2 protein-coding genes are annotated in these 2,578 nt (G+C 59.6%); one reads left to right on the top strand and one right to left on the bottom strand.

The window, feature by feature from the left end; translation table 11 throughout:
- Positions 1-542: type IIL restriction-modification enzyme MmeI (locus ACNKID_RS09685; protein WP_417913224.1), on the bottom strand; the 542-nt coding region annotated here is incomplete at its 3' end.
- Positions 543-749: 207 nt separating this feature from the next.
- Between ACNKID_RS09685 and glgP the strand changes: the two genes are divergently transcribed.
- The coding region (glgP, locus tag ACNKID_RS09680; RefSeq protein WP_417913227.1) for a glycogen/starch/alpha-glucan family phosphorylase at positions 750-2,578 on the top strand (1,829 nt) is incomplete at its 3' end.

Genomic DNA, 2,578 nt, shown 5'->3' with positions numbered 1-2,578 from the left:
GGGTGGCCGCCGTAGCCGCTCTCCTTGATCAGGTCGTGCAGACGGCCCATGCGCTCCGCCGCCTTGATGTTGACCGGATCTTGCTCGCGCAGGGCGTGGGTTTGATAGCCCGCCATGAAACCGAAAAGCCGCACATGCTTGTGCAAATCCTTCAGCTCGAAGTCGTGGCGGCTGTCCTCGTCTAAATCATAAAGCCGGAAGCGGGCGAAATCGGAAACCAGGAGATAGCGCGGCAGCTCGCGCTCCTTCAGGCCGGGGAAATAGCCGAGTGCCTGCTCGTGGGCGCGGTCAAGGTCTTTGCCCCGCGACTTGTGCTCGATGAGCAGCATCCCTTTCCAGAGCAGATCAATGTAACCATCGCGGCCATCGAGCTTCTTCACCCGCTGTTCAAAGTTGCCCACCCTGCGGCGGCTGATGCCGAAGATATGGAAGAACTCGTTCCAGAAGGTTTTCGCCTCCGCATCCTCAGAAGCGGCCTCGGCCCAGTCGCGCGAGAAGGCAACAGCGCGGGATTTGATTTCGTTCCAGCTGAGTGGGGGCATGGGATGAATTGGATTGCAAGTTTGGGCGGGCGCGTCAATGCGGTTCAACTGTCTATCTCTACCAGACCTCCTGCGTCCCTGCAAGCCTTAGTTCCTGCTGCCGCCGACAGCGGCGCGGCCCAAGCAATACACAACAAGCATTGCAGTTCTCCGCCTGATGCGGTACATCTGAGGCAGCGGATCAACTTCTTCCTGCGGAGCCTGACCATGAGCGAGCTGTCCCCTGACGACCGGAGTCGGCGCGTCAACAAGATCAAGCGGGCCTTTGCCTACAACCTTTTCTGCCGCCAAGGCGCGACCCCGCGCACGGCCAGCCTGAACGACTATTATTTAGCTGTCTCCTACGCCCTGCGCGACCGGATGCAGCATCTCTTTGTCAACTCAGCAGAGAAGCTGCTGGAGAAGAATCCGAAGATCGTCTGCTATCTTTCAGCAGAGTTCCTCACCGGCCCGCAGCTGCGCAACAACTTGGTCAATCTCGGTCTGTATGATGACTTCGCCCAGGCAGCGGCTGAAACCGGCCTTGATCTGCGCGAGATCATCAACCATGAGGAGGAGCCGGGTCTCGGCAGCGGCGGTCTCGGCAGGCTGGCGGCCTGCTATTTGGATTCGCTCTCCACCTTGGAGATTCCTGCGGTCGGCTACGGCATCCGCTATGAATACGGCATGTTCAACCAGCGGATCGAGAATGGCTGGCAGAAGGAGTTCAGCGACCGCTGGCTGCATCAGGGCAATCCGTGGGAGATCAAGAAGCCGGTGATGGCCTGCGAAGTGGGCTTGGGCGGGCGGACAGAAGTCTATCACACCGAAGCGGGCACCCGACGCATCCGCTGGCGGCCTGCGCGGCTGATCACCGGCGTGCCCTACGACACGCCCATTCTCGGCTACAAGGTCAACACCGTCAACTGCCTGCGCCTTTGGAGCACAGAGTCACACACCTCCTTTGACTTTGCCGAATTCAACACCGGCGATTACTACAGCGCGGTGGCGGACAAGCTGAAGGCCGAGACGATCACCAAAGTGCTCTATCCCAGCGACGAGCAGATTGAGGGCAAGCGGCTGCGGCTGGAGCAGCAGTTCTTCCTCGTCTCCTGCTCCTTGCAGGACATGATCCGCCTGCATATGTCCCGGCATGAAAGCTTGGGCAATTTCCACGAGCAGTTCCAAGCCCAGCTCAATGACACGCACCCGGCGCTGGCGGTGCCAGAGCTGATGCGCCTGCTGGTGGATGTTCATTTCTATGACTGGGACGAGGCTTGGGAGATCACCCGCAGGACGCTCTGCTACACCAACCACACCCTGCTGCCGGAGGCAATGGAGAGGTGGCAGCTTGATCTCTTTGGCAGTCTGTTGCCCCGGCATTTGGAGATCATCTTTGAGCTGAACCGCCGCTTCCTTGATGAAGTGCGGATCAAATATCCTGGCGATGACGAGCGGCTGCGGCGGATGTCAGTGATTGACGAGACCGGGCCGCGTTATGTGCGGATGGTCAATCTCGCCTGCATGGGCGCAAAGGCGATCAACGGCGTGGCTGCCCTGCACACTGACCTGCTCCGGCGGCATACTCTGGCTGACTGGGACCAGATGTATCCCGGCAAGATCCGCAACGTCACCAACGGCGTGACTCCGCGCCGCTGGATCGCGGTCAGCAATCCGCGCCTGACCAAGCTGATCACCGAGGCCATTGGCGAAAGCTGGCTGACCAACTTGGACGAGCTGCGCCAGCTGGAGAAGCTGGCTGATGACGCAGCCTTTCAAGAAGCCTGGCGCAAGGTCAAGGAGGCGAACAAGCGCGACTTCTGCGAGCTGATCAGCTGCTGCGACCGCATCTGCGTTGACCCGGCTGTGATGTTCGATGTGCAGGTCAAACGCATTCATGAGTACAAGCGGCAGCACCTGAACATCCTTCACATCATCACCCTCTACAGCCGGATCAAGGCGAATCCCAATCTGAGCGTCACTCCGCGCTTCTTCATTTTTGGCGGCAAGGCCGCGCCAGGCTATTTCATGGCCAAGCGGATCATCAAGCTGATCAA

It is taken from the genome of Candidatus Electronema sp. TJ (assembly GCF_048287355.1).
Lineage (GTDB): Bacteria > Desulfobacterota > Desulfobulbia > Desulfobulbales > Desulfobulbaceae > Electronema.
The sequence above is the reverse complement of the archived record's forward strand: the minus strand, read 5'-3'. Positions and strand labels throughout refer to the sequence as shown.